Below are 25,698 nucleotides of genomic sequence, written 5' to 3' on the forward strand. Positions count from 1 at the left end.
GTTACTATCTTTTCTCTGTTTGTTATTGGCAGTACAGATTTATGCACAGGAAGGAGTTGAATATAAAACGTTGCCGACACGAGTTAGGATTATATCTCCTGATTCAGAGCATTTTGATCCTTCTTCATTGAATATATCCTGTCATAAAGAAGTTATCGAGCCATTTGTATGGGATAATTCTACAGAAAGTTATGTAGGTAAAATACGTTGTTATTTCGGTGATGATATAGTAAATTTTACAATAGGAACTCCCGATAACCGTATTATTTGTGAATTGGAAGGCTTTATTGAAAATCTTGAATCGATAACAGAAGCTAATTTCAAAGTAGATTTTTCTCAATATCATTATGTACAGATAAAAGCAAAAGATAAGAGAATGTCTCTTTATGTTGATTATATTTATTCTTCGGAAGACGATAGCGGGTCATCATTTCCCGGAGGAAGTCATATTTATACTAATATGGTTGATAATGCAACATGGTGTAAATCCGGGGAATATACCTATGAACCTGAGATTACATTTGATGATGTTGCCGTAATGACGACTGAGCATTATTTGACTGTGGATAATAAAGATGTAGAAGAGATTATAGACATCGACATGGAGATGATGCATCTGGTAACATTCCATGTTACAGGTGTCGAAAAAAAGCCTTTGGCGGGAGCTTCTATTGATATTGTTCCGTCAACGAATGCAGATTTGGATATGGAGCTTGATACCGATGACGAAGGAATAGGGAGAGCCTATTTGTTGGATGGATCTTATTATTTCGGGGTAGATGCTTCCTATAATAACTATTTTGGGAGCGATGACTCTATCGGAGAGTTTGCCGTATCCGGAAAAGATATTGATGTAAAATATGGGTTTGATGACTATAAGAAAGTGATATTCAACATATCCGGAATAGGTCTTCAGTCTGTTGCATTGTCGATTATGAAGGCTTATGAGTCGAATCAAGATGAATATTATGAGACTTTATCCGGAGAGGGAGTTGTGGTTCATGAGATGTATCTGCCGGCAGACGGTCAATTCAGTTATAGCATCAATCCGACTTGCTCAGGCTATAAGTTCCCTGTTAAGAATGATGTTTTTGAAGCAAATACGACAGATAGGTTAGATATTGTTTTTGATGAACAAAAATATACACAAGTATTTTTTGATGTTATAAATAAGCCTGAAGAAAGTTATCCGTATATAAAGATATTTCACAATACTACCTTGGTGCGCGATTTATACATTGGGGATATGTCTTCTAAAGAGATGTTTTCTCCGGGCGAATATAATTATGTGTTGATAAGTAATAATAGTGATTTGCAGTCAAAGGGGTCGTTTGTCATTTCTAAAGGAGATGAGAAAAAGACTATAACAGTAGATTGTGCCGAAGGTATAAGCAAACCGGTCTTTTTTAGTGTAAAAAATATGCCGGAATCTATTAAATCGGAATATCTCTCGTATGAAGTAAAAAGTGAAAATGGAATGGATTTGTTCAATTTCAGTTTCTATCCTGATCAAGAAGAGCCGGTTCAATTTTCTTTGCCGAATGGTTCTTATATTTTTGCTATTAGTAAAGATGACAGTAGAGGGACATTTTATCATGAACAGAAAGTCGATATAGATGATAATAATCGTAATGTAGAAATTGATCTCGGAAATTATGGTACTGTACGGGTATATACTACTGCTCCTGAAGGAATTTCGGTAGATGATATATTTTGTATATATCCCGATGGGCAGACGGTTGACCTTTATGGTGAAGAAGTCATGGTATGGCTTGAAAGCGGCAAAGAGTATAGCTTTATCGCATCGGGTAGTGATGATAACGGCTTTGATATGCATTCGTCGGAGAAGAAAGCAGTTACCGTTAAGGCTGGCGAGGTCGTTGATGTTACTTTAGATCTGAAAATTCCGCAGATCGATTATACGGTATCGATGAGTATCCGAGATAGATATGCAGGTTATATTAAGAATGCAAAAGTAACGATAAATGGAGAGGCTTATCGGTCGAATCGTCAAGGACAGGTCCAAACTCTTATTCCTGTTTCCGGAAATAGCCTTACTTATAGGGTAGAGGCTACTGGATATGAAACTTTAGAGAAAACAATTCAACTGTCAAAAACGGATATTATGTTTCAATATGTAGATATAGATGTGTTCTTGGAATATGATGGTGGAGTTGATGGCATAGAAGAGCAGACGATTGATAAGTTAAAAGTCTTGAATACTGTTGTAGATGGTAATTTATTTATCGATAATGGAACAGAAAATATGTGGAAAATGATTATGGTGGGACTTGATGGCCATGTTGTGATCAATAAGAATATAGAATTGGGTATCAATGATATTGGTGTAGAAAATCTTGCTTCAGGATTTTATGTCGTTGTATTAAGTAACAGTACTGAACAAAAGTCTGTAAAGATTATCAAGCGATGAAGTTCTGCAAATAAATCTTATATAAACAAAAAGCGGTTATCTGTAATTTTGATGATAACCGCTTTTTTTGTTTATAAAATCAAAATAAATGATTTTCAGAACTTATCTAAATTTTCCGATAAGAAAATATTATCAGGTCATTTGTAAAACCTCAGTGGTTCATTTTTAGCATATCTTCTATATGCTCACGGTTATTGCTGAGGCGTGGAATTTTGTGTTGTCCGCCCAATTTCCCTTTATCTTTCAACCAGTCATGGAATAGTCCGGGGCGAGCTTTTATTATTTCAAGCCGGTCAAGGAAAATACCTTTGTATCGTTTAGCCTCATAGTCCGAATTAAGGCTCTGTAATGTCGCATCGAGAATGTCGGCAAACTGTTCTAATGACTCCGGTTCTTTTTCGAATTCGATCAACCATTGATGGCGACCTCGGCTTTTGTTCGACATGAATACCGGTGCAGCACTGTAATTTGAGATAATTGCTCCTGTTTGTTCACAAGTTTTTGCCAAACCTTTTTCTGCGTTATCTACCATTAGTTCTTCTCCGAAAGCGTTGATAAAATGTTTTGTCCGTCCGGAGATAATGATTTTTGCAGGATCGGTCGATATTACTTTTACCGTATCGCCTATCTGGTATCGCCATAGTCCGCTGTTGGTCGTAATAACCAATGCATAATTCTGGCCTTTTTCTATTTCCCAAATCGGCAGTACGATCGGGTCTTTTTTCCCGACTTCCGATAAAGGAATAAATTCAAAAAATACACCTATGTCGAGTAGCAGTAACATTCCTTGTTCGTCGAAGCTGTTTTGTACGGCAAAGAATCCTTCAGAGGCATTGTAGGTTTCTACGTAGTGCATTTTTTCTGAGGGAATCAGTTCTTTATAATAAGAACGGTAGGGTTCGAAACTTATTCCTCCATGAAAGAATACTTCGAGATTCGGCCATACTTCGGATAGATATTGTTTTCCGCTCTGTTGCAATATCTTTTTTATCAAAGTCAGAAACCAAGATGGAACGCCGGACAAGTTTGTTACATTCTTGTGTAAGGTGGACCGTACGATTTCTTCGAGTTTCTTTTCCCATTCCGACATTAAGGCGATTCGCTTTTCCGGAACACGGATGAGATTGACTAACGGATTGATGTTCTGTATCAGGCATGCCGACAAATCTCCGCATCGGATGTCTTTGCGGAGAGAGCTGATCTGGTGGCTTCCCCCGAGAATCAAACCTTTTCCTGAGAACATCCGACTATCGGGATTCATGTTCAAATAACTGACGACACAATCTGTGCCTCCCCGATAGTGACATTGGTACAATCCTTCTTTACTGACCGGAATAAATTTGCTTTTGTCGTTTGTCGTCCCGGAAGATTTGGCAAACCAGCGGACTTTTGACGGCCATATAAGGTTGTTTTCACCTTTAAGCATCCGTTCTACATACGGTTTCAGTTCTTCGTATGTAATCAACGGAACTTGTTCGGAGAATGTTTTATAATCTGGGATTTTCTTGAAACGGTATAGTTTCCCTATTTCTGTATTTTGAGCTGTTTCAAGAAGGCTGTATAGTTGTTTTTTTTGTATCTCGTCTCCGTATCTTTCAAACAAGTCGATCTGTTTTTGTCTTTTGGCAAAAAGCGGGCGTACTATAGGTGTTATATCCATCTTGTTTTGGTTGTTATTCGAGGCAAAAATACGAAATATACTAATTTTTATTTCATGATCAGTAAATTATATGCATGTATTTTGCATTATGTAGCAATTGAGAGGCATTTTGTTTATCGAATTATAAAATTATGTTTGGCAAAATATAGATTTTGAGGGTTGGATAATACAAAAAAACCGTAAATCCATTTTCAGACTTACGGTTTATTCTTATTTTCTTGATAACGGGGTTTTTATTATCTCCGTTTTTTCTTACTGTTTTCACGTCCCCGACTTTTGGAAGATTTGTATTCGTTTCCAAAACTTTCTCGTTTTTGTGAAGATTTTCCTCCGAAGTCTCTTTTACCGAATCCCCCTTTTCTGCCGGAATGTTCCCGTTTCCCGGAGCTTTCTTTTTTGTCTGCTGGTTCTACAGAAACCCGTTTGCCGAAAAAGTTGATGTTTTTTAAACTTCCGATTATGTTACGGGCAGATTTCTCTTCTACTTCGAAAAATGAGAAGTTCGGAAGAACATCGATTCTGCCGATAGAAGCGTGTCCCTTAACGTTGTCGTTAATCATTTCGATTAATGTGCTGGGGTAAAAACCGTCGGCTTTTCCAAGATTGATAAAAAGGCGGGAATAGCCTTCTTCTGCTTTTCTGGCTTTACCTCTTGTGCGTTCTCCGCGTTGATTTCCACGGTCTTTCGTATTTCTGTCCTCTGGAATATCCAGTTCGCTTGCATCTGCATAATAATCAATCAGTCTGTTAAATTCGAGCGAAACGATTCGTTTGATGAGGTCTTCGTTGCTTAACCACTCCAGTTTGCGGAAGATGGATGGCAGATAAGATGCGATTTCTTCTTCGTTTACTTTAACCTTTTCAATTTTATCTACCAGATTAAACAATTGCTTTTCGCATATCTGACCTCCTGTCGGAATATGTCCTTTTTCGAATTTTTTACCGATGATTTTTTCAATATCCCGCATTCGCCCTTTTTCTTTTACGTGAATTATGGCGATGGAAGTTCCCTTTTTTCCGGCACGGCCTGTACGACCGCTTCTGTGGGTGTATGTCTCGATGTCATCTGGTAATCCGTAGTTGATGACATGGGTCAGGTTGTCTACATCGAGACCGCGTGCCGCAACATCGGTTGCGACCAATAGCTGAAGGTTTTTTACTCTGAATTTTTGCATGACGGCATCCCGTTGTGCTTGAGATAACTCACCATGTAAAGAATCTGCATTATATCCGTCTTGTATCAGTTGGTCTGCTATCTCCTGGGTCTCACGCCGGGTACGACAGAAAATGATGCCGTATATATTGGGATAATAGTCGGCAATGCGTTTCAATGCCAGATATTTATCTTTTGCGTGTACCAGATAGTAAACATGTTTTATATTTTCAGCTCCTTCATTTTTGCTCCCGATTACCACTTCTTTGGGATTGCTCATGTATTTTTTTGCTATTTTGGCTATTTCCGCCGGCATGGTAGCTGAGAATAGTAACATATTGCGTTCTTCCGGAATAGCGGCTAATATTTCGTTTATGCTTTCTGTAAAGCCCATATTGAGCATCTCATCGGCCTCATCCATAATCACCGTACCTATCCGATCGAGTTTTACCATCTTTCTGTTCATCAAATCGATGAGACGACCCGGTGTCGCCACGATGATTTGTACCCCTTTTTTCAGCGTCTTTATTTGGCTTTCGATACTTGATCCTCCATAAACCGGAAGTATTTTCAGCCCGCTGATATATTTTGAATAATCGTTCAGATCACTGGCTATTTGCAGGCAAAGTTCTCTTGTCGGACTTAAAATAAGGGCTTGAGGATAATTGCCGCTGACATCTATTTTTTGAATTACGGGAAGTCCAAATGCCGCGGTTTTTCCGGTTCCGGTTTGAGCCAAAGCTACGATATCGGTATTTTCGGCAAGTAAAAGGGGAATAACCTGTTCCTGTACAGGCATTGGATTCTCAAATCCGATTTCAGAAATCGCTTTTAATATTTTGCTGTCGATTCCTAATTCTTCAAATGTTTTCATTTATTTATTTGCTTATTAGAACCTTTAGGATTGCCGCAAGAAGTCGCTGTGTTATCCCAACCTTTTAACTTTCTCAATACCTGACGGGGCTGTCCGCCTAAAAGGAGAATCGTATACCTACATGAAACCTAAAGAATTTATTTGCTCGCAAAGGTAGATATAAATATTGGCATAATCGTAAATTCGGCATATTTTTAACTGAATTTGTTTAATTCATAGAGAATTAGAGCCAAAAGAATGTCATTGAAGAAGAATCTCTTGTAATCTTTTTTGTTTTTCCGGAGTCATGTTCAGTTCTTGTTCCAGATAATTCTGGATGCTGCCGTATTGTCTTTTTATATATTTAAATGCGCAATTGAGGTATTGTTCATCTGCAGTCATCAAGGCAGTGACCGCTTCTTGTATATCTAAAGGAAAATCGACTAAATTCAGATCTACTGAACGCTTGTCAAGGTACTGGTTTGTCAATAAATAGTCATCTAAGATTGTCTCTTCGGGTATATTCAGGGCAGATAAGATAAGGACTACGGCAAATCCTGTATAATCTTTTCCATAACTGCATGTGAGTACTACCGGGTAGTTCTCGGGCATTAACAACTGGTTGAACATCGATTTATACGTTGTCGTTGCTTTCTTGGAAAGATCGATAAACAGATCTTGCATAAATACGCATGCATCTCCCCGTTTGAATTCATGGTTGTTGATTTTCTCTTCTAACATATCTAATGGGTATAAAGATATGGGCATGTGTATGATATTTTCTAATTTGAGACTTGACGGAGGCAAAGTGAAAATTTGAGAATCTCTGAAGTCGATCAGGGTTTTGATTTTCAGATTTTTCATACGCTGTATGCTTTCATTGTCGAGTGAGTCTATTTTTCCAGACCGATACAACATTCCCCATTTGATTCTTTTTTTATCATAATTTTTGTAACCGCCGAGATCTCTGAAATTTTGGACGAAATTGAATTGTTGGGAGCGGGTTCCGACAATACGGTCATATTTGTCGTCAAATCTTAATAAAAAGTATTTGCGGGCAACAGCCGGATTTGTATGGATACGTATGTTTTCATCAGATATCGGACATTCTGCAATCAGCCCGTTTTCTGTATCGAAATTTTGGGGATCGACAGAACTGTATATCTTTACATTGCCTTCGATAACAGGAGAAATATCCCATTTCAGTATATAATCCGGAGTATTATCGATTTCGCATACAATGTCGATTTCTGGTTCGGAAGAACTGCAAGCTGAGAAAATAATAAGTAAAAAAAGATATTTGAGATGATTTAGCATAGTCTGTGACTCTTGATAAATATTCGCAAATATAAAAAAAGCCCACTATAAAAAGGTAGGCTTTATATTCTTTAATATATAATAGAATATCTTGTGGATTTGGCCAGACTCTTAATGTGTTGCCCTGTATTTTGCTGCAAATTCGGTAGAAATATAGTTGTCATAAGAGTTGCATACTTCTAAAGAGAAGTCTATTCCGGAGGATATAATGTCTGACCATTTTTCCGGTGAAAGGTTTTCTAATTGACTGCGGGAAATGTTTTCTCTCAATATTCCGTAAAGTAGTCCGGCATTGAAATTGTCTCCTGCTCCGATCGTACTGACCGGTTTTATCTGCGGTACGTCGAAATGCAAGTGTGTTTGTGCTGTAAATAATTCTACGCCTTTTGACCCTCTTGTGTAGATAAAATTAGGACAATAGAATTTAATTTTGTCGAGATATACTTTCCCCGGATCTGAAAGATTAAATAACGTCTCGAAATCTTCTTCCGAACCTCGTATAATATCTGCATATTCGAAATTCTCGAGTAAAGACGGAGTGATGCGCATGGCTTCGTGGGCGTGAGCTTTCCGGAAATTAGGATCATAATAAATTATGGCTTTCCGTTCACGGGCATATTCCAGAAACTCTGTTATCCGGTATCTTAGAGATGGATTTACGGCATAGTATGAGCCTAAAATCAGAATGTCGTCGGGGTCTATTCTCGGCCATATGACATTTAGTCTATTTTCGGGATATTGGGTATAAAACATATACCGGGCTTCATTCTGGTCATTTAAAAAGGCTAAAGATACGGGCGATTTCCCTTCACAAAATATATCTACATTCTCAGTTGACAGGTTATTTTCCCGCATAAATGACAAGATATTGTTCCCGACCTGATCTTGTCCTAATTCTGTTATGAAGTGAACAGGTATTCCCAAACGTCCCAGACTGACCATCGTATTGAATACAGAACCTCCCGGTAAGGCTTTGGTCGGTTGTCCGTTTTTGAAAATTATATCGAGAATTGTCTCTCCTATGCCAATAATTTTTCGCATATATCGTTATTTTTTGTCGTCACAAGATTGTTCCCGTGAAAGTTGTCCCAAATATCCTCCGTGATGCCTTAGTGCGTATTGGCTGCTGTCGAATCCGGTTGCTTTCATAGTGCCTACGACTAATATGTCGCCGATAACAGTCATGAGAGTTGTCGAAGTCGTCGGAGTGAGGCCTAACGGACAAACTTCTGCCGGAGCTCCGGTAAACAGGCAGACATCGGCGGATTGTGCCAATTGACTGTCGGGATTTCCGGTAATGACAATAAATCGTAGATCAGGTTGCAGCCGGGATGCCAAAACGAGTAATTCTAAAATTTCACGGGTTTTTCCCGAATTAGAAATTACCAGCATTAGATCGTTTTCTTGCAGAACGCCTAAGTCTCCGTGTTGGGCTTCACTGGGATGTAGAAAAACAGAAGGGATTCCTGTAGAACAGAAAGTCGTTGCGATATTCATGGCAATCTGTCCGGCTTTCCCCATTCCGCTGGTAACTAATTTCCCTTTTTTGCGGTGTACTTGTTCTACAATTAATGAAATTGCTTTTTCAAAAGCATCGGATATAGGAATATTTAATATAGCGTTAGCTTCACGTTGTAAAATAGATTGAATGTCCTCAGCAGTTGTCATTCCGGTATATATTTAATTGATTTAATAATTCAAAAATTCTCGAGCATTCGGATACACTCTTCTGCATTTGTCGCTATTTGATAATAATTTTTGTAATGAGGAGATGCGAATCGTTCCCTGTAAAATAGCTCTATCTGGTTGATCAGAAGGTTGTAGAATCCGTTTGTATTGCAGAATACGACTTTCTTGTCATGATAACCTAAATGTCCGGCTGCGATTACGGTAAAAATTTCATCTAATGTTCCGAATCCACCGGGCAAGGCAATGAATACATCGGCTTTGTCGAGCATCATTTGTTTTCTCTCTCCGAGAGTGTCTACCCTTATCAGCTCATCCGGTAGTCGGCTGGCCTTTCCATAATCGCAGATGCGGTGTGTAATGATCCCGGTGATAGATCCACCGTGTTTTTTGACGTGTTCGGCTGTCGCTTCCATGAGTCCGACATTAGCCCCACCGTATATCAACCTTTTTTTATTTTTCCCTATCCATCGGCCTATTATTGCCGACTCTTCAAAATAACAACTGTCGACTTCGTTCCCTGAAGCGCAAAAAAGACCGATATTTTGAATCATAGTTTTTTTCATTGGATTTATAAAAACGAAGATAGGGCTTTTTTACTAAATATTATCTTTCTCAAAATATTTTTTATCAATAGTATATTGTTGATAGTAAAAGAAATGTTTTGGAAAAAATAGTTCGGAACATTTTTTTATATCTAATTTTGTGCGCTTAAAAGAAAAAGAAAGCATGGCACATCATCAATTTTATACTTTATCGAACGGGTTGCGTATTATATATCAGCCTACCGTTTCTACTGTCTCTTACTGCGGATTTACGGTCAATGCGGGAACGAGGGACGAATTCTCAGGGGAATTCGGTATGGCTCATTTTGTCGAGCATCTTATATTTAAAGGAACTGCACATCGCAGATCGTGGCATGTCTTGAACCGAATGGAAAATGTCGGAGGTGAGTTGAATGCTTATACGGCAAAGGAAGAGACAACTGTATATGCCGTTTTTTTAGAAGAGCACTTGTCTCGGGCTGTCGAGTTGCTGTGTGATTTGGTACTCCATTCGCAATTTCCGGCGCAGGAGATAGAACGAGAGGTGGAAGTAATTCTCGATGAGATCAATTCTTATAAAGATAATCCGGCCGAATTGATTTATGATGAATTTGAGAATTTGCTTTTTTCAGGACATGCCTTGGGGCACAATATATTGGGAGAACCGGAAGAATTAGTTCGTTTTACCTCTCAAGACGGACGTCGTTTTTTGAGACAGCAGTATATACCTTCGAATATGGTGTTCTTTTTTATGGGACATACGCCTTTTAAGCGTGTGATATCTCTGCTTGAGAAATATATCGGGGGAGAACCGGAAGGGAAAGGTATAAACCATAGAGTTGCTCCCGGAGGATATACTCCGTTTGCTGAGCGGCGTATTTTGGATACTTTTCAAGCGCATGCATTGGTCGGGAATCGGGCGTATAGTATGTTCGATGAGCGGCGCGTCCCTTTATTCTTATTGAATAATATGCTTGGAGGGCCGGGCATGAACAGCCGTCTGAACATTGCTTTACGTGAGAAAACAGGATGTGTTTATACTGTCGAGTCTTCTGTAACTTCATATACAGATACCGGGGTCTTTGCTATATATTTCGGAACAGATCCGAAGAAAGTTGATAGATGTCTTTCATTGATGCATAAAGAATTTAAGCGTTTGCGTGATACGGCATTGTCTATATCCCAACTGGCTGCGGTCAAAAAGCAGTTTATCGGACAGATGGGGGTCGGAACTGAAAATCGGGAAAGTATGGCTTTGGGTTTAGGAAAAATCTTCTTACATTACAATAAATATGATACTCTTGAAGAATCATTTCGTAGGGTAGAAGCCGTTACTGCATCGGATCTGCTCGAGGTTGCCAATGAAATATTGGACGAAAAAAGCATTTCGACTCTTGTTTTTGTTTAATTAAGAGTCTACCTGAACTTTATCGGGAAATTTGAACAGGAACTAAATAATAGACAACAATTCCCGAATCGATTTTAATGAAAACATCCGGTCACATGTCTCCGGCTTGTCAACTTTTTCATGTTCCCATGTCGTATAAAAAGGAATGTGTGCAGCATATCCTCCGATCGACAAGACCGGAATAATATCCGATTTCAAGGAGTTCCCGACCATGAGAAATTTGTCCGGAGATACTTGTAGACGATCTATCAGAGACCGGTAACCCGACTCATTTTTCTCGCTCATGATTTCGATATGGGAAAAGTATTTTTTTAATCCCGATTCTTCGATCTTTCGTTCTTGGTCGGTAAGATCGCCTTTCGTTGCCATAACCAAGGTATAATCTTTTTGGAGAGCAGATAGCGTGTCTTCTACACCGTCGATTAATTTGACAGGATAAGAAAGTTGTTTTTTCCCTAATTCCAATATTTCTTTAATCGTATTTCCTGAAATTTGATTGTTGCTGAGTTCCAATGCCGTTTCTATCATACTGAGAACAAATCCCTTGATCCCATAACCATATATAGGAAGTGTTTTTATTTCGTTTTTCAATAATGATTCGAGAACTTGATTTTGATCGGCATATTCTTTAATCAATTCGCAAAAACGATGCTCGTTTTCCCTGAAAAAAAGTTCATTTTCCCATAACGTGTCGTCTGCATCGAAAGTGATGATATCCAATTCTTTTTTCATACGGTTTATTCCCATTTTGAAAGCAAAGATACGCACATTCATAGGAATAGTTTTATATTTGCGGGAGGTAAAAAATCTGAAATGAACAGAAAAAAGGTTTTACTGGGGATGAGTGGCGGTACAGACAGTTCTGTCGCTGCAATATTATTGCAGGAGCAGGGATACGATGTTGCTGGTATAACATTTCGGTTTTATGAAATCGAAGGAAATACCGCATATCTGAGTGAATCGGCTGAGTTAGCTGATCGGTTGGGAATACCTCATTATATCTGTGATGTACGAAAGGAGTTTGAGAAAAATATTGTTACTTATTTTATAAATGAATATATGTCCGGTTGCACACCGGTCCCTTGTATTGTTTGCAATAATACCTTTAAATGGCCGTTAATGGCCAAAGTTGCAGATGAACAGGGTATCCGGCATATCGCTACCGGGCATTATGTCCGGTTGATGGAGACGGGAGGCCATTCTTATCTGCAATCCGGAGTCGATCCGGACAAAGACCAGTCCTTTTTTCTTTGGGGACTTCCTGAGATTTTGATCAAAAGAATGATTTTACCTTTAGGGACGTTAACAAAAACTGAGGTCCGGGAAATTGCCCGACAACGGGGATTCTTTCAGATTGCTGCCCGAAAAGATAGTTTAGGGGTTTGTTTCTGTCCGGGAGATTATCGCTCTTTTCTGAAAAAACGGTTGGGCGAGTCTGTTTTTTCAGAGGGATTTTACGAAGATGAATCCGGCAAGATTATCGGTAAGCATAAAGGATATCCTTTTTATACCGTAGGTCAACGCAGAGGACTGGGGTTGAATTTGCAGCATCCGGTTTTTGTTAAAGAAATTTCTGCTCAAGATAATCGAGTAGTTATTGCGTCCCTTTCGGGGATGTATAAAATCCGGATGATATTGAAATCTGTAAATGTAATCGATTCTTCCGATTTTGACGGACGTTGTGCGATAACCTGCAGAATCCGTTATCGAAAACAGAATACTCCTTGTCGGGTCTTTTTTATTTCGGATAATCGGGCGGAAGTCCGTTTTGAAGAGCCGGTACATTCTGTTGCTCCCGGTCAGGCGGCCGCTTTTTATTGCGGGGATAGGCTATTGGGCGGAGGCATTATTGTATCTGCGGAGTAATAATAACGTTATATCAGATTAAAAATGTGCTATGGAGAATATGGGAGAGAAAGAAATTTTGGAAAAATTAGAACGAAAGGGAGTAAAGCCGACGGCTAACCGTATATTGGTATTAAAAGCTTTGTTGAGTAATTCGACGCCTGTCAGTTTATCGGATTTGGAGGATTTTATCGTTACGATGGATAAGTCGAGTATCTTTCGTGTGTTGACATTGTTTCTCGAACATAATGTCGTTCATGCAATGGAAGACGGCAGCGGGTCTTTAAAGTATGAGGTTTGCATGAGTGAAGGCAGATGTTCTCTCTCCGATATGCATATCCATTTTTATTGCGAAGTGTGTCACCGGACATATTGTTTTAAGACGATACATGTTCCGGTAATAGAACTTCCCGAAAATTTTACACCGCATTTTGTCAATTATATGGTCAAGGGGGAATGTCCGGAATGTAAGGGGCAGCATTCCGAAGTTTGAGACGTTTGCTTGATCGGCATTTCTTTGGCGCTTAGCCAGTACTTGTTTTTTCAGTGGAAGATATGCCTTGTCCCGATATGGACTGCTTGTCCTCGATTATAGCCTTATTTTCACTGTCCACTTCTTGTGAAAACGGTAAAACAGACCGGAAGAAAGAGCAAAAATGACCCGATAGAGTTTTTTATCGGAAAATTTAGATAGGCTCTAAGGCAAATGATATAGAATAAAGTGCAAATCATTTTTGCTAAGTAGTGGGTACAAATTTCTTTGCAATCAGGTTGCATAATTTTCTCTCTAACTTTGTGCCAAAGATCAAAATAATCATGTTTTAATTATGGCACATAATCATCACGAGCACCATCACGGTCATAAACACCTTCATGCTCACGGAGGGTTGAAAGGGCAAGTAATCCTTATTATCGTCACTATACTTTTGTTTATTGGAGCGGTACTTATTGAGAAGAATTGTAATCTGCCAACATGGCAACTACTACTCGTTTATCTCGTTCCTTATTTGCTTGTCGGTTATCATACATTGGCAGAGGCGGCTGAAGGCATCTTGGGCGGAGATATCTTCAATGAACATTTCCTGATGTCTATTGCTACAATCGGCGCACTTTGTATTGGCTTTCTTCCGGGAGCTGAGACAGAATTTCCGGAAGCGGTATTTGTAATGTTATTCTTCCAAATAGGAGAGTTATTTGAAAATTATGCTGAAGGAAAGAGTCGTGACAGCATTTCACACCTTGTGGATATACGTCCTGACGTCGCTAATGTGGAGATCGGTGGAAAATTGGTAACCGTTTCACCCGAAAATGTAAATGTGGGAGATATTATTGTTATTAAGCCGGGCGAAAAAGTTCCTCTTGACGGAAGAATCATTGACGGCACATCATCTCTTAACACGATTGCTCTGACGGGAGAAAGCATGCCCAGAGATTTGAGCGTGGGCGATGACGTAATTTCGGGCTGTGTGAACCTTACGGGGGTTATTCGCGTAAAAACGACTAAAGATTTCGGGGAGAGTACGGTTTCAAAAATTATCGAACTGGTGGAAAGTGCCGATGAGCATAAATCTAAGAGTGAATCGTTCATTACAAAGTTTGCACACGTATATACCCCGATTGTGGTTATTGCCGCATTACTGCTTGCTGTTATACCACCGTTATTTTCATCGGTGGGATTTGCCGAGTCGTTCCCGGCGTGGTTTCACCGTGCACTGATTTTTCTCGTAGTATCATGTCCATGTGCTTTGGTGATCAGTGTACCGCTCACATTCTTTGGGGGACTTGGCGGTGCATCACGCAAAGGTATTCTTATTAAAGGGAGTAATTATATGGATACGCTGGCAAGAGTGGGTACGGTGGTATTCGATAAGACCGGAACTTTAACTCGGGGAGAATTTGAGGTAACAGCTGTACATCCTGATGATTTCAATGAAACAGAACTTTTACATCTTGCAGCGCATGTGGAACATTTCTCTACACATCCGATAGGAGAAGCCTTGCGTACCGCTTTCCCGAACGAGGCAACAGATGGTTGTAAGATAACGGATGTCGAGGAAATTGCAGGACATGGAATCCGTGCAAATGTATCGGGCTGTACTGTTTGTGTGGGTAACTCTAAAATGATGGATGCGATAGGTGTAAAATGGAATAATTGTCATAGTATAGGAACGATAATTCATGTAGCCGTAGATGGTAAATATGTCGGGCACGTAGTTATAAATGACCGTTTGAAAGATGATAGTGCACAGGCTGTTAAATCACTGAAGCGACTTGGTGTGGACCATATGGTAATGCTTACCGGTGATCGTAAAGAGGTTGCGTTTGATGTGGCAAAAAAACTCGGACTTGACACTTGCTACGCCGAGTTGATGCCTGCCGATAAGGTGAGATATGTTGAGCAGTTGCTTGCCACAAAAACAGAAAACAAAACTCTTGCTTTTGTAGGTGATGGAATTAATGATGCTCCTGTTTTGAAACGTGCAGATATTGGTATCGCAATGGGTGGACTTGGCAGTGATGCCGCAATAGAAGCCGCCGATGTGGTGCTCATGGATGACCAACCGTCAAAAATAGCCACAGCAATACGTATTGCACGTCGCACCATATGCATTGCACATGAGAATGTATGGTTTGCTATCGGTATAAAGATCGCAATACTCGTTCTTGCTTCTATCGGGCTCGGTACTATGTGGATGGCTGTTTTTGCAGATGTCGGAGTAACTGTTCTGGCAGTGTTTAATGCAATGCGGGCGTTACGAATTTAAGCGTTTGTTCTCAAATCTGACCTAAGCAAAATTTGAACAGGCTCTAAGACGAGCACTATGGAAAGGATAAATTTAAAGAGCCATATCAAACTCTATTTTGAGTAATGATATGGCTCTTTGGGTTACGTTGAATTGAGTTAGGTTTCAGATTAAAAGTTTATCTTTTCGATAAAGAAACTCTCTGAATTAGAACATCTTTGCAAAACTCAAAAAAACACACAAAGTCAACCTTGTAAAAACTCAGAAAAGATTTTATTTAACCTCCCATGTCTCTTCACTTAATAAAAGATCCCGTAGAGTCTTTTTCGGATTCTTTTCTTTTATGGAGTCGATCTGTTTTTTTACTTCTTGATCGTAGACGGGTGCATCGACCGATCGAATAACACCTACGGCCAAAGGCAGTTCATGACCGTCCATCATGGCAAGGCGTTGATGTAAGAAATTATCTTGGGTCGTCGCATCATGAGTGAGTATATCATTAAGTGTTACTCCGTTTTCTCCTATTGTGACTGCTTTTAATGTGAAACCGTCGTCGAGAACCAATCCTTTATTGAGATCTTTACCGAAGAGCATTTTTTCTCCGTGCTTCAAATGTATTGTTCGTTCTGCCCGGAATTCTTTATCCGCTACATAACTATGTATATGGTCGTTGAATATGACACAGTTTTGCAAAATTTCAACGACCGATGCCCCTTTATGTCTTCCAGCTTCTACCATTACTTCTTTAGATACGGCCAGATCGACATCTATTGCCCGGGCAAAAAAATGCCCTCGAGCTCCGAATGTCAGTTCTGCAGGTACAAAAGGGTCTTCGACCGTACCGTAGGGAGATGATTTGGTAACAGCTCCTCGATCACTGGTCGGAGAATATTGGCCTTTTGTGAGTCCGTATATTTTGTTGTTCAGCAAGATAATATTAAGATCTACATTTCTTCGTAAGGCATGAATAAAGTGGTTTCCACCGATAGCCAGACAATCTCCGTCTCCGGTAATTTGCCATACCGTGAGATCGGGATTGGCGGTTTTGACACCCGTTGCGATAGCTGCTGCCCGTCCGTGAATCGTATGAAATCCGTAAGTATTCATATAATATGGTAACCGGGATGAACAACCTATACCCGATATCACAGCCGTTTTGTGAGGCGGAATGCCTAACTCGGCCATTGCTTTTTGTAATGTATTTACTACGGCATGATCTCCGCACCCCGGACACCAGCGTACATATTGGTCGCTTTTAAAATCTTTGGCGGTATATTCTGTATTGCTGCTCATGAGTTATTCCTCCATCAGTTTTGAAAAATGATCGGTCAGTTCACTTACCATGAACGGTTGACCTTGAACTTTGTTGAATCGTGATACATTGGTAAGTCCCGGAATTTTGGCACATAATTGGGTGGCAAATTGTCCGTTATTCAGCTCGCAAACTACGATTTTCTTATATCGTCTTAATATCTCTTCCGTGTTTTTGGGCATTGGATTGATATAATTGAAATGAACCATTGCTACCTTTTTGCCGATAGCGTTCATTGATTCCACCGCAGAATAAAGATGTCCGTATGTACCACCCCATCCGACAACCAGTAAATCAGCTTCCGGATTACCCAATATCTCAAGTTCGGGTATTTCGTTTGCTATATAATCGATTTTTGCTTGTCGCATATCCGTCATTTTTTGGTGATTGGCCGGATCGGTTGATATCGCACTGGTAATACAGTCTTTTTCCAGTCCTCCCAATCGGTGCATAAAACCTTCTGTTCCGGGAATAGCCCAATAACGGACATTTGTTTCAGGATTACGTTTATAAGGTTTCCAGTTATCTTTCAATAAATCATTGTAAACATATTGAGGATGTATTTCGGGATATTCTTCCATTTCGGGAATGCGCCAAGCCGAAGATCCGTTCGCGATAAAAGCATCTGTCAAAAGAATGACCGGAGTCATGTGTTCCAATGCTATTTTTGATGCGGCGAAGGCCATATCGAAACAGTTGGTCGGGGTCGAAGCCGCGAGAACGACTACGGGAGATTCGCCGTTTCTTCCGTACAAAGCTTGTAGCAAGTCTGTTTGTTCCGATTTAGTCGGGAGTCCTGTAGAAGGGCCTCCGCGTTGTACGTCGATAATCACTAACGGCAGCTCTGCCATAACGGCAAGACCGATTGCTTCGCTTTTTAGTGCAAGTCCCGGGCCGGAAGTCGATGTGGCTGCAAGGTTACCGGCAAAGCTAGCTCCGATCGCCGTGCATATTCCGGCTATTTCATCTTCTGCTTGAACGACTTTTACACCCAGATCTTTTCTCTTGGCCAATTCATGAAGAATATCACTTGCCGGAGTGATAGGATAACTTCCTAAAAATAGCGGTAATCCCGATTTTTCAGATGCAGCGATCAATCCTAATGCAGTTGCCCTGTTTCCGTTTACATCGGTATAGAACCCTTTTTTTGCCGACTTTGTCTCGATACGGTAAGTCGATACCGAAGCATGTATGTTGTTTCCGTAATTATACCCGTCGGTCATGACTTTGATATTGGCCTCGAGAACGGACGGTTTTTTTGCAAATTTGTTTTTCAATAAGTGTGCGGCCTGATCTAAGGGTCGGTCGAATAACCAGCAAATCAGTCCTAATGCGAACATGTTTTTACAACGAAGAATTGTTTTGTTATCTAATCCCGAGTCTGCTAAAGAGTCTTTGACAAGAGATGTGATGGCTACGGGAACTACTTGTACCGAATTCATGTTCAGTTCTTTAAAAGGATCTTCGGTTAGGAATGCTGCCTTTTCGAGATCATTTTTTTGGAATGAATCGGTATCGATGATAACCACTGCATTCGGTTTTACATATTTAGTATTGGTTTTTAATGCTGCCGGATTCATGGCAACCAAAACATCGGCCTTATCTCCCGGAGTATATACCCCTTTACCGATATGCACTTGAAATCCGGATACTCCGCCCAATGTCCCTTGAGGGGCACGTATTTCTGCCGGATAATCGGGGAAAGTGGAAATTTCATTTCCGATAGCTGCCGAAATGTTTGAAAAGAGGTTTCCTGCTAATTGCATTCCGTCTCCGGAATCTCCGGAGAAACGGATAACCACTTTTTCCAGTTCTTTCACGTTCGTTTGTTCTGACATAATCTCCCTTATTTAGTTTATTGTTTTGATCGAATTGTTTGTAATGAAAAACAGGAATATTTCAAGTTTCAAATTATTATATATTTTGCTGAAATGGTATTTATTGTATAGCAAATGTGCTTTTTATGAAGCTAATTTGTTACTACAACGCAAAGAAACAAAATTTTTGGTAACTAAACCAACTTTTGAGAAGTTATCCTTATGAAATTTTAAAAATAAGCTATTTCTGTGAGTTTTTTTCATGGAAAAGAGAAAAATAGAAGAGAGTGTTAATTTATTTTTGTTCGATAATAGTATAAAGTCGTTCTACGGCTTTTTCTATGGCATCGTAACTTTCCAATTTACCGGTATCGAAGATAATAGATGATCGTTTATATTTTTCTTCACGAGCTGAAAGATTTGTTTTTATGAACTCCATTAGCTCCGAATCGGTTTTATCCCGTAATAGCGGACGATTACTACGGGCGTGTTTCAATCTTTGAAAAAGAATCTCAGGGGTTGTTTGTAAATAGATACAACATCCTTGTTTATTCATATAGTCGATATTATCAAAAAAGCAGGGAGCTCCGCCGCCGGTGGCGATTATCACATCTTCAAATTCTCCGACTTCTCGCAGCATGTTCCGTTCGATAATGCGAAATTCCTTTTCTCCTTTTTCTGCAAATATTTCATTTATGGTTTTCCTGAACCGGGTTTCGATATAATGATCGAGGTCGATAAACGAGAGTCCGGCTTTTTGTGCGAGACGCAATCCGAGAGTACTTTTTCCAGAACCCATGTATCCGGTAAGGAATATTCTTTTCATAACTGGCGGTATAGATTTGATTGTTATGATAACTGTTTTGCAAAAATAGACCATTTTACTACAATACTCAATAAATATATCTATTTTTGTGTAAAATGATTTTTTAACATTCCATATATGGGGAATAAGTTCAAATATTATGTCGTGTGGGAAGGTCTGGCTCCGGGAATTTATGATTCTTGGGAGGAGTGTCAATTGCAGGTAAAAAATTATAAAGGAGCTAAATATAAAAGTTTTCCGACCAAAGATGCTGCAATAAAGGCATTTCGGGCAGGATACGATGAACATTTGGGAATACTGGGACAATTGGCCGATGTGATGAAGAAAAGTCATACGGTGAATTTGGATGCTGTTCCCGAGTATCTGAAAGATTCATTGGCTGTAGATGCTTCTTGTCTGGGAAATCCCGGTATCATGGAATATCGTGGAGTTAGTGTCCGTACCGGGAAAGAAATTTTTCGGCAAGGTCCTTTTGAAGACGGGACTAATAATGTGGGGGAGTTTTTAGCCTTAGTGCATGGTTTGGCCTTATTAAAACAACAGAATAGTTCAATGACAATTTGCTCTGACAGCCGGAATGCCATGGCTTGGGTACGAGATAAGAAATGTAAAACAAAACTTGTCCGAACAGAAAAAAATACAAAAATATTCGAGTTGATAGCGCGGGCCGAAAAATGGTTGGCTGAAAACACATATCCAAATCGGCTGGTAAAATGGGAAACTAAAGAATGGGGTGAGATTCCTGCCGATTTTGGAAGAAAATAAAAGTTTCTTTAATCCATGCAGCATATTATGGAGAAGATACGTCTTTCTGTATAGATGTCTGTTTTATTTCATTTTATGAAAATGAAATTCAGAAAAAGTAAAACGAAAAGAAAACGTATAAATCGGAATAGTATGATTATTGGGTTAGATGCAAAGCGGGCGATGGCAAATCATACCGGCTTGGGAAATTATAGCCGGTATATGGTAGATATATTGGCAACTTATCATCAAAGCAATAATTACCGGTTATTTGTCCCGAAAGAAAAAAAGAACAGTTCGTTCGATAAATTGTTGCATCATAATAACGTCCATTCGTCGTTTCCCCAATCTACTACGATGAAGCGTTTTTCTTCTTTGTGGCGTACTTGGTTTATTAAAAAAGACCTTGTACGGAACGGTATACAGTTATATCATGGATTAAGTAATGAATTGCCGATAGGAATACATAAGACGGGAATCAAAAGCGTGGTAACTATACATGATCTTATATTCCTACGTTATCCCGAATATTATAAACCCATAGACCGTAAGATATATAATTTTAAGTTCCGGTATGCTTGTCAGGTTGCAGACCGTATTGTTGCGATCAGTGAATGTACGAAACGGGATATTATGCATTTTTATCATATTCCTGAAGAGAAGATAGATGTCGTATATCAAGGTTGTGACCCGCAGTATTCGGTTCGGGTGAGCGAGTCCCGTAAGTCGGAAGTAAGAGTAAAATATGATCTACCGGAAAAATTTATTTTGAATGTCGGGAGTATAGAAGAACGCAAAAATCTTATGCTGGCGGTTCAGGCTTTAAAAGACATTCCTTCCGATGTGCATTTGGTTGCTATCGGGCGTAAAACTCCTTATGTGAATAAAATAATGGATTATGTGGCTGAAAATAATCTTGAAGATCGGGTTCATTTGATTCATGATCTTCCGCATAAAGATCTCCCGGCAGTTTATCAGTTGGCCACTTTATTTGTATACCCTTCGCGTTTCGAAGGGTTCGGAATACCTATTATAGAAGCTATGCATTCTCAGCTTCCGGTTATTGCGGCTACCGGATCTTGCTTGGAGGAAGCCGGAGGAAAAGATTCTTTATATGTCGATCCGGATGATGTTTCCGGAATGGCTGAAGCGATGAACCGGATATTGGAAGATCCTGCTTTGCGTGAAAAGATGATTGCTTCTGGAAATATCTATTTGCAGCGTTTTCAGGAAAATATTTTGGCAGATTCGATGAGTAAGGTTTATTCGAAATGTTTTGAAGGAACTGAATCTGCAATGATTAGTCAGCAGGATATTCAGGTTGAAGACTATCGAATGAATTGGTCAAAGAGGCCTTTATAAACAAATTCTTGTTGAAAATTCTTCTTTTCTAACTATTGTGTATATTCAAATAAGATTTGACAGGGATTTATTATCTTTGTCGCAAAATAATATCGTATAATAATATGGATAACAAACCGGAGGTAATAGATCCATCTGAATTGCTGACATTGTGTATGCCGACTTATAATCGGGTTGTAAATGTTTGTGAAGCTTTAGAAGATATTATTCCGAAAATAAGACCGTATAATTTCCGTTTGATCGTTGTTGATAACTGTTCGCCCGACAATACCCGTAAGGTCGTTGAGGCTTATCAGGGGTTATATGATCGTTTAGAATATTTCGGACAAGACGAGAATAAGGGATATGATATTAATTTCGAAACGGCGTTGAAATTAGCGAAAACACCGTATTGTTGGGTAATAGGAGACGGAAACAGATTGCAGGCACAGAATTTTCCGGCAATAGTGAAGACTCTTTCCGAACAAATGCCGGATATTTATATTGTCGATGAGGTGCATCGGGCACTCTCCTCTTTTCCTCCTAAGGTTTATACCGATGCAAGCGATCTGTTGCATGATTTAGGCTGGCATATGACTTTGCTCTCTTCTACTATATTTTCCCAAAAGATTATTCAGATGGGAAATTTCGAGAAATATAGAAATACACATTTCTTGCATTTGGGAGTCGTATTCGATTCTCTTGCCCGTCTTGATAAATTTACAGCGGTATGGAGCGGTTTGGATTTAATACACGGCAGTATGCTGCCGAAAGGAAATAGTTGGAATCCCGGTCGGGTTATGGAAATTTTCGGAGGTGCGTGGACTGAACTGATTCTTTCTTTACCGGATAATCTTTCGATGGAGGCGAAACGCTATTGTATAGCTTTTCATGGTAAAAAAACACGTCTTTTCGGGAAACGGCATCTTAAAAAACAACGGGCGGCCGGAGGGCTTAATTATTCTATTTATAAAAAATATGAGAAATATATCCCTTATTTTGCTCCGGGGAAACGTCTTCGTATCTTGATTTATTCTTTTTATCCTAATTTTTTGAATCGTTATTATTGGAGGAATAAACGTTATATCCGAAAGACGGGGAAACCTCTTTTTTGATGGGATTGGATCTGCCCGGTCAGAAAATATAAAAGCCGTTTCAGCATTAGATTCATTAGCTGAAACGGCTTTCAATTTAGGTTATCTTTTATTCTTTTTCTGCTATAATCTCGAATATTTCTGCAGTACCTTCTATACTTATTTTTTCTACATTCTTATTTTCTAACTGTATTTTGGAGAATGGCGAATCGAGTATTGTTTCAGAGACCAAATTGCCTTTTGCATCTAATTGTTTACATTTGAGAGGAGTTGATAAACGATTTGTTAACAAGATATAGCTTTTTATGCCTTTCTCTACTTCAAAAACTATAGATTCGCTACACTCAAAAGATGTGCCGAGATTACGGTCAAATGCGTAGAGAGCTTGTTGCCGGTCTTCTGTTTCTAATTTGAATCCCAGATTTTCTGCATGTAGAGGATTTACCTCGAATGAACGTACCGAGGCATAGTTGGTCCGTTTAGAATCAAGGCGTTTCAACCGTACATAACGGGCTTTTACAGGATCACCGTTCCAATGAATAACATATTGTTTCTCTAACTCTCCTGTTAAGGCTTTCCAATTATTCCCGTTTTCGGAATATTCAAGGACAGCATGGTCGAAATAATCTACATCATCGATCGAATTTCTCCCTTGTAGGATGGATATTTCGGAAACTTCTCGTATTGTTCTCAAATCGACACCGATCCAGTCTCCTGCTTTCTGTGCAATACCAGAAGTGTAATAAGTCGTGGTATCATTGTCGAGCATCAGTTTGGTTTGTGTGGTACTGGAATTCCCGAACGAACCGATACCTTTATAATCCATCGGTATCTCTCCGGTAAGATGTTTCAAAAATTCGTGGGCCATATCATCCATTGCGTTTTCATAAAATGGTTGAAGTTTCATTGTCCCGGATTTATGAGCTTCGTAATTTTTTCGGTCTTCCTTGCTCATTAGATTTTGTATGTATTTGTTCCAGAATAATGTATCATTCTGTCCGGTACGATAGATGCGGGTTAGTTCTACTGCACGTTTTCCTCTTGTCCCTAATTTCCCGAACTCCGTTAGCCATGGGTGAAGCTCTTTCATCAGGTTCTGGTTGGTGCAACCTTTTTCTATTTCAGCAGGTACGTTTTCTATTTTTTCAAACTCCTTTTCTAAATTTCGGGCGGCTTCATCCGTCCAGTTTGCAAGCCTGAAAGTGGTGGTTTCCCATGATTCATCCCGACGATAACCAGTTTCTGTATCGCAAGAGTGAATAGCAAAGGTGCGATAAGCATCCCGGGCATTCGGCATCAGTTCGTTTAAGCCTCTTTCCCAATTATCTAAAGCGTTGTAGGCAGCAATGTTCCATGTATAATCTGCGACCCCATATAAAGCCAATTTCGAAGCTTCTCCGTGTTCCATCGGATTGCTGACAATTCCGCAGACTTCTTTTTCTGTGAGCGATGTATCCAAGCCGTATACCGGACCTTGTAAGAGAATGTTGCGCATATAGTCTGTTACAGGGTAGTTCCACCAATAATAAGCCGGTCGTTTAATACGGGAATTTACAAAATCCAGTGTTTCTTTAGTCAGGTCGCTGCAAACAACATCTCCCGTCCAGAAAACTTTTATATCAGGATAGAGAGTTTTACCGTAAATAGCGAGGCTGCCTTTTTCCGTAGGATCTGCCCAAAGTTTGGAGTAGTCGGTCGGGCAGACAGTGAGTGGAGATACGTCACCCTTGACTTTTACAAAATCATCCGTTAACCGGTTCAATAGTTCGGTTTGTTTCGACGGATTAGTTCCCTCCCCCGAAATATCATCGAAAAAAATTGCAAAGTGGCGTACTCCAAGATCGTACATCCAATTGAATTTATTGACCAGATTTTTGTAGTCTTCTTCGTTCCATTTAATATCTTGTCCCGGATGTATTGCCCAAACAAAATCTACACGATTCCGTTTGCTGGCTTCGATCAGCTGTTTAATGTTTTTTGCTTCTTTTTCAGGATAGGGAAGACGCCAATTGGGACAACTGTGATAAGGGTCGTCTTTCGGTCCGTATAAGTAAGTGTTCATTTTGAACTTTCCGTAAAAGTCGATAAGAGACATTCTTACTTCGTGAGACCATGGAGTTCCGTAAAAGCCTTCGACTACTCCGCGATTCGGCAGGTCGGGATAATCGTTGATTTCCAGATAAGGCAATTGCTTGTTTTCGGTAATCGGGCTTTCCAATAACTGACGTAAAGTCTGGATGCCGTAAAATGCTCCCCGTTCATCATATCCGGTAATGGATATGCCGTTTTTATGAATATTCAGGGCATAAGCTCCGGATACATTCTTTACTTTTTGTTTTTCAGCGGCTTTTTTCCCGAAGTCAACGATCAGTTTTGCTCCATTTTTATTGAATGTGACAAAATTTAAGTCGCTTGTAAATTTTTTCTGTTTATCTTTCAAGATAAATCCTTGAGAAATATCCAGTTTCCCATTTCCTATGAAACTCAGCTTTTGTGGAGTAGGATTGATGACTAACCCTTGATGATCTATTTTTCTCCCCGGAACAGGTAATACATCTTGTTTTTCTGAACGTTGTGAGGATAAATCGAAATTTGTTTCTTGTGCATACAGATTACTGCACATGAGTACGCCTGCAATTCCTGCAAATAATGTCTTTTTATAATTTGTCATTTTTAGTATTAGTATTTAAGTATTTACACTTAATAAACGTTACAAATATATTGTATCTTATCGAAATAAAAATTGTTTCAAATCAAAAAAGCTATTAAAAAATATGTATTGATTGAAAGACTGTCTGAGTTTTCCGGTAAAATTTTGTGTATTCGGATTTTTTGAATCTCTTGTCAGTTCGTTTTTTGTTGGAAAATTGAAGTGACCCCCAAAAGTTGGACAAGTTAAACATTATCCCGTAATAGAAAGAG

At 39.5% G+C, this 25,698-nt stretch carries 19 protein-coding genes; 8 read left to right on the top strand and 11 right to left on the bottom strand.

The annotated features are described in order from the left end of the window. Nucleotides 1–2,431, top strand: a 2,431-nt coding sequence (locus AC1WHX_RS01880) for a T9SS type A sorting domain-containing protein (protein WP_481228826.1), incomplete at its 5' end; no start/stop codon positions are given. Nucleotides 2,432–2,582: 151 nt separating this feature from the next. Here the strand turns inward: AC1WHX_RS01880 and AC1WHX_RS01885 are convergent. From AC1WHX_RS01885 to AC1WHX_RS01910, 6 genes are all read right to left on the bottom strand, one after another. Then, nucleotides 2,583–4,091, bottom strand: coding sequence for a GH3 auxin-responsive promoter family protein (locus AC1WHX_RS01885; protein WP_009318304.1), 1,509 nt, complete (start codon nucleotides 4,089–4,091; stop codon nucleotides 2,583–2,585). Between the two features lie 236 nt (nucleotides 4,092–4,327). Beyond that, on the bottom strand, nucleotides 4,328–6,118 hold the full coding sequence (locus AC1WHX_RS01890) for a DEAD/DEAH box helicase (protein ID WP_122337022.1): 1,791 nt from the start codon (nucleotides 6,116–6,118) through the stop codon (nucleotides 4,328–4,330). 240 nt (nucleotides 6,119–6,358) lie between these two features. Continuing rightward, entirely contained in the window at nucleotides 6,359–7,414 is a 1,056-nt protein-coding gene (locus AC1WHX_RS01895) for a tyrosine-protein phosphatase (protein WP_302544955.1), read from the bottom strand. Between the two features lie 111 nt (nucleotides 7,415–7,525). After that, nucleotides 7,526–8,455, bottom strand: coding sequence for a carbohydrate kinase family protein (locus tag AC1WHX_RS01900; protein WP_302544956.1), 930 nt, complete (start codon nucleotides 8,453–8,455; stop codon nucleotides 7,526–7,528). Between the two features lie 6 nt (nucleotides 8,456–8,461). Then, on the bottom strand, nucleotides 8,462–9,082 hold the full coding sequence (locus AC1WHX_RS01905; RefSeq protein ID WP_009318300.1) for an SIS domain-containing protein: 621 nt from the start codon (nucleotides 9,080–9,082) through the stop codon (nucleotides 8,462–8,464). Nucleotides 9,083–9,111: 29 nt separating this feature from the next. Further along, nucleotides 9,112–9,654: an LOG family protein gene (locus AC1WHX_RS01910; protein ID WP_302544957.1), complete on the bottom strand. Its 543-nt coding sequence runs from the start codon at nucleotides 9,652–9,654 to the stop codon at nucleotides 9,112–9,114. A 175-nt stretch (nucleotides 9,655–9,829) separates the two neighbouring features. Between AC1WHX_RS01910 and AC1WHX_RS01915 the strand changes: the two genes are divergently transcribed. Beyond that, a complete protein-coding gene (locus tag AC1WHX_RS01915; protein ID WP_302544958.1) occupies nucleotides 9,830–11,053 on the top strand; it encodes a M16 family metallopeptidase in 1,224 nt (407 codons plus the stop codon). 42 nt (nucleotides 11,054–11,095) lie between these two features. Here the strand turns inward: AC1WHX_RS01915 and AC1WHX_RS01920 are convergent, their stop codons facing one another. Next, a complete protein-coding gene (locus AC1WHX_RS01920) occupies nucleotides 11,096–11,827 on the bottom strand; it encodes an HAD family hydrolase (protein ID WP_302544959.1) in 732 nt (243 codons plus the stop codon). Nucleotides 11,828–11,866: 39 nt separating this feature from the next. On the opposite strand from AC1WHX_RS01920, the gene mnmA reads away from it, so the two are divergent. From mnmA to AC1WHX_RS01935, 3 genes are all read left to right on the top strand, one after another. Continuing rightward, nucleotides 11,867–12,919 carry a tRNA 2-thiouridine(34) synthase MnmA gene (mnmA, locus tag AC1WHX_RS01925; RefSeq protein WP_303116578.1) on the top strand — a complete coding sequence of 351 codons (1,053 nt, stop codon included), beginning with the start codon at nucleotides 11,867–11,869 and terminating at the stop codon, nucleotides 12,917–12,919. 40 nt (nucleotides 12,920–12,959) lie between these two features. Continuing rightward, the gene (locus AC1WHX_RS01930) at nucleotides 12,960–13,391 is read left to right on the top strand and encodes a Fur family transcriptional regulator (protein ID WP_417040214.1); all 432 of its coding nucleotides are present in this window, start codon (nucleotides 12,960–12,962) and stop codon (nucleotides 13,389–13,391) included. A 334-nt stretch (nucleotides 13,392–13,725) separates the two neighbouring features. After that, nucleotides 13,726–15,663 (top strand): heavy metal translocating P-type ATPase, encoded by a 1,938-nt coding sequence (locus tag AC1WHX_RS01935; RefSeq protein ID WP_302544962.1) that lies wholly within the window; start codon nucleotides 13,726–13,728, stop codon nucleotides 15,661–15,663. Nucleotides 15,664–15,915: 252 nt separating this feature from the next. Here the strand turns inward: AC1WHX_RS01935 and AC1WHX_RS01940 are convergent, their stop codons facing one another. From AC1WHX_RS01940 to AC1WHX_RS01950, 3 genes are all read right to left on the bottom strand, one after another. Then, a complete protein-coding gene (locus AC1WHX_RS01940) occupies nucleotides 15,916–16,935 on the bottom strand; it encodes a 2-oxoacid:ferredoxin oxidoreductase subunit beta (RefSeq protein WP_122303624.1) in 1,020 nt (339 codons plus the stop codon). Between the two features lie 3 nt (nucleotides 16,936–16,938). Then, complete coding sequence (locus AC1WHX_RS01945) at nucleotides 16,939–18,792, bottom strand: 2-oxoacid:acceptor oxidoreductase subunit alpha (protein ID WP_122303623.1); 1,854 nt, start codon at nucleotides 18,790–18,792, stop codon at nucleotides 16,939–16,941. A gap of 274 nt (nucleotides 18,793–19,066) precedes the next feature. Then, complete coding sequence (locus AC1WHX_RS01950) at nucleotides 19,067–19,597, bottom strand: shikimate kinase (protein WP_122303649.1); 531 nt, start codon at nucleotides 19,595–19,597, stop codon at nucleotides 19,067–19,069. A 117-nt stretch (nucleotides 19,598–19,714) separates the two neighbouring features. On the opposite strand from AC1WHX_RS01950, the gene AC1WHX_RS01955 reads away from it, so the two are divergent. The 3 genes from AC1WHX_RS01955 (at nucleotide 19,715) to AC1WHX_RS01965 (ending at nucleotide 22,797) form a co-directional block, all read left to right on the top strand. After that, nucleotides 19,715–20,362, top strand: a complete 648-nt coding sequence (locus AC1WHX_RS01955; RefSeq protein ID WP_022599979.1) for a ribonuclease H1 domain-containing protein — start codon at nucleotides 19,715–19,717, stop codon at nucleotides 20,360–20,362. Nucleotides 20,363–20,494: 132 nt separating this feature from the next. Further along, nucleotides 20,495–21,703 carry a glycosyltransferase family 4 protein gene (locus AC1WHX_RS01960; protein WP_122303648.1) on the top strand — a complete coding sequence of 403 codons (1,209 nt, stop codon included), beginning with the start codon at nucleotides 20,495–20,497 and terminating at the stop codon, nucleotides 21,701–21,703. 104 nt (nucleotides 21,704–21,807) lie between these two features. Beyond that, entirely contained in the window at nucleotides 21,808–22,797 is a 990-nt protein-coding gene (locus AC1WHX_RS01965) for a glycosyltransferase family 2 protein (RefSeq protein WP_022599975.1), read from the top strand. 88 nt (nucleotides 22,798–22,885) lie between these two features. Here AC1WHX_RS01965 and AC1WHX_RS01970 read toward each other — a convergent pair whose 3' ends face one another. Continuing rightward, the gene (locus AC1WHX_RS01970) at nucleotides 22,886–25,447 is read right to left on the bottom strand and encodes a glycoside hydrolase family 84 protein (RefSeq protein WP_303116570.1); all 2,562 of its coding nucleotides are present in this window, start codon (nucleotides 25,445–25,447) and stop codon (nucleotides 22,886–22,888) included. Nucleotides 25,448–25,698: the final 251 nt, after the last annotated feature.

The organism is Coprobacter sp., assembly GCF_982436375.1.

What these genes read in the sequence shown, in the direction of transcription:
- AC1WHX_RS01885 (WP_009318304.1), bottom strand. Translation starts at nt 4,091, where the DNA reads ATGGATATAACACCTATAGTACGCCCGCTTTTTGCCAAAAGACAAAAA.
- AC1WHX_RS01890 (WP_122337022.1), bottom strand. Translation starts at nt 6,118, where the DNA reads ATGAAAACATTTGAAGAATTAGGAATCGACAGCAAAATATTAAAAGCG.
- AC1WHX_RS01895 (WP_302544955.1), bottom strand. Translation starts at nt 7,414, where the DNA reads ATGCTAAATCATCTCAAATATCTTTTTTTACTTATTATTTTCTCAGCT.
- AC1WHX_RS01900 (WP_302544956.1), bottom strand. Translation starts at nt 8,455, where the DNA reads ATGCGAAAAATTATTGGCATAGGAGAGACAATTCTCGATATAATTTTC.
- AC1WHX_RS01905 (WP_009318300.1), bottom strand. Translation starts at nt 9,082, where the DNA reads ATGACAACTGCTGAGGACATTCAATCTATTTTACAACGTGAAGCTAAC.
- AC1WHX_RS01910 (WP_302544957.1), bottom strand. Translation starts at nt 9,654, where the DNA reads ATGATTCAAAATATCGGTCTTTTTTGCGCTTCAGGGAACGAAGTCGAC.
- AC1WHX_RS01915 (WP_302544958.1), top strand. Translation starts at nt 9,830, where the DNA reads ATGGCACATCATCAATTTTATACTTTATCGAACGGGTTGCGTATTATA.
- AC1WHX_RS01920 (WP_302544959.1), bottom strand. Translation starts at nt 11,827, where the DNA reads ATGAATGTGCGTATCTTTGCTTTCAAAATGGGAATAAACCGTATGAAA.
- mnmA (WP_303116578.1), top strand. Translation starts at nt 11,867, where the DNA reads ATGAACAGAAAAAAGGTTTTACTGGGGATGAGTGGCGGTACAGACAGT.
- AC1WHX_RS01930 (WP_417040214.1), top strand. Translation starts at nt 12,960, where the DNA reads ATGGGAGAGAAAGAAATTTTGGAAAAATTAGAACGAAAGGGAGTAAAG.
- AC1WHX_RS01935 (WP_302544962.1), top strand. Translation starts at nt 13,726, where the DNA reads ATGGCACATAATCATCACGAGCACCATCACGGTCATAAACACCTTCAT.
- AC1WHX_RS01940 (WP_122303624.1), bottom strand. Translation starts at nt 16,935, where the DNA reads ATGAGCAGCAATACAGAATATACCGCCAAAGATTTTAAAAGCGACCAA.
- AC1WHX_RS01945 (WP_122303623.1), bottom strand. Translation starts at nt 18,792, where the DNA reads ATGTCAGAACAAACGAACGTGAAAGAACTGGAAAAAGTGGTTATCCGT.
- AC1WHX_RS01950 (WP_122303649.1), bottom strand. Translation starts at nt 19,597, where the DNA reads ATGAAAAGAATATTCCTTACCGGATACATGGGTTCTGGAAAAAGTACT.
- AC1WHX_RS01955 (WP_022599979.1), top strand. Translation starts at nt 19,715, where the DNA reads ATGGGGAATAAGTTCAAATATTATGTCGTGTGGGAAGGTCTGGCTCCG.
- AC1WHX_RS01960 (WP_122303648.1), top strand. Translation starts at nt 20,495, where the DNA reads ATGATTATTGGGTTAGATGCAAAGCGGGCGATGGCAAATCATACCGGC.
- AC1WHX_RS01965 (WP_022599975.1), top strand. Translation starts at nt 21,808, where the DNA reads ATGGATAACAAACCGGAGGTAATAGATCCATCTGAATTGCTGACATTG.
- AC1WHX_RS01970 (WP_303116570.1), bottom strand. Translation starts at nt 25,447, where the DNA reads ATGACAAATTATAAAAAGACATTATTTGCAGGAATTGCAGGCGTACTC.